Origin of the sequence: Sulfitobacter aquimarinus (genome assembly GCF_040149565.1) — a bacterium.
Taxonomy (GTDB): Bacteria; Pseudomonadota; Alphaproteobacteria; order Rhodobacterales; family Rhodobacteraceae; genus Sulfitobacter; species Sulfitobacter aquimarinus.
Window position 1 is genome coordinate 1 of record NZ_JBEFLO010000023.1, and the last position, 2,125, is coordinate 2,125.

Genomic DNA, 2,125 nt, shown 5'->3' on the forward strand with positions numbered 1-2,125 from the left:
TCGGCAAGGCGGTTGCCCTCGCTGTCGTGAATGCTGTGGATCGTCTGTCCCGCCTGGGTCAGGCGGCGGATGACCTGCTGGCCCATCGCGTTATAGACATACTCCGACTGTACAACGCCATTGATCGAGAAGCTCTCCATCCGGCCAGCGGCGTTGTAGGTATAGCCGTATCCCCCGCCGTTGCGGTTGTCATAGGTCACGTTTCCGGCGGCATCATAGAGCAGGGTCCGTGTGCCACCGGCGCCTTGCGTGATGCTCTCTAACTTGTTGGAGGTGAGCGGATAGGTGTAGAGGTCAGTCACCGTTGTCGCGGATGCGGTGATCGCACGAGATGCCCGGTTTCCAACAGCATCATAGGTGAAGTCGAGCTGGTCATAGGGACCAGTGGCTTGGCTAAGGAACTCCCGCGCGCTGAATTGGTAGGTTTCCGTATTCAGGCCGTTCAGCGCATCGGAAACGACAGCGAGGTTGTCGCGTCCAGTCCAACTGTACGATGTGTCCCTGAGGATTGAACCCGATAGATCATCCAGCATGCGGGTCAGACGGTAAGAGTCGTCATATTCCCGCGTGTGAGCTGTGCCATCAGCATAGATGAAGGATTTAAGTGGACCACTTGGTTCATATTGAATGCTGCGCGCCACAATAACCTTGGCAGGATATTGGTTGGTGATCGGGTCCCTGACGCGCCGCTGGATTTCAATACGACGGACACGGTCCTGATCGTCATAGCCATGTTTGATTTGCAGTCGGCCCGGTGTCGTTAAGTTCTGCAACCTTGCAAAGCTGTCAATCTTGTACTTCGTATCATATGCTTTGCCGTTAATAATGCGCCGGTCGCGAGAGAGATAACCACCATCATCATAGGTGTATTCCATTCGACCCGCCTCATCGAAAATCTTGTGTGGTTTCCCTTCGCCTTCACTCAGGTTCCCGCCAGTCCCAAATGTGAACGACTGGTCTTCGGAAGGAGCGCTGGGGAAGGTTTTCGCAGTTAGTCGGCCGCCGTTATCATAGGCGTAGTTTGTCACAATACCGCGCGCATCCGTTGCAGAGGTGGCCAAGCCGCGGCGGTCATAGGTATAGCTCATCACCCCGCGGTCGGTACTTGTTTCCTGCAACAGATCCCCGAACCCGTTGTACGCAAAGCCGGTGTCTAGCCCACGCGGGTCAGTGTATTCGGTCATCTGATTGGATTCGTTATGCTCCATCAGCGTTGTACCAGCTGCGCGGTCAACCACCTGCGTGACGCGGTTCAGCGGATCATAAGAATTGGATGTGACCAAATTCAATGCATCGACCGCAGTTGATAGGTTGTCTTCCTCATCGTAGGTGAAGGCGGTTGTCTGCCCTTCGGCACCCAACAATTCTTTCAATCGACCCAACTCGTCATAATCTGCATCGGCAAAGAACGTTACTGTGCCAGAACTGTCGCGGTATTCTGTTTTAGTCACGAGTCCAGCAAGGTTATAAGACAGGTCAACAGTATCGCCATCAGGTGTCTGCGTCTCTACAAGACGCCTTGCCTCATCATAGGTAAAGGTCCACGCCTTGTTGCGCCCATTGGTATAGGAGGTGAGCTGACCGATGATGTCATAGGTGAAAGTCGATTTCCGGGCGGTGCTTTGATCCACATTCTCGATCACCTCAAGCAGCTGGCCCTCAGCGTCATAGGTCATAGACCACGCAATACCGTCAGGCTCTACAATGCGTGTCGGGTTTCCGAAGCCGTCGTAAGTCGCATATGTGGTCACCAATCCATTGGGATCAGTCATACTGGCAAGCGTTCCATCAGCATTGTACGTGTAGGATGTTACATCATTCACGCCGTCCGAGAGCAGACCGGGGCCATCCAACGAAGTCAAAACCTTGAGACCTGAGGCGAGGGGCGTATAGGCATACGTCCACGTTCTCACCTCACCATTGCTGGGGCTACCTACTAAAACATCAGTCTGGGAATACCCCGTCAGCAGGCCATCGACATCATACGTAAACGTCTCCTGCATTTCCGATGTCGTCCGGCTCAGCGGCAAACGCAAATCTGCATGCCAAGTGTACGACGTTACACGCGGCGAAAGGCCGTCAGCATCCTCCGTCTTGGTCAGCGCAAGACCACGATCATTGCGCG

1 protein-coding gene is annotated in these 2,125 nt (G+C 54.2%); it reads right to left on the reverse strand.

The window, feature by feature from the left end:
* Window positions 1-2,125: hypothetical protein (locus tag ABMC88_RS18440; protein WP_349578357.1), on the reverse strand; the 2,125-nt coding region annotated here is incomplete at both ends.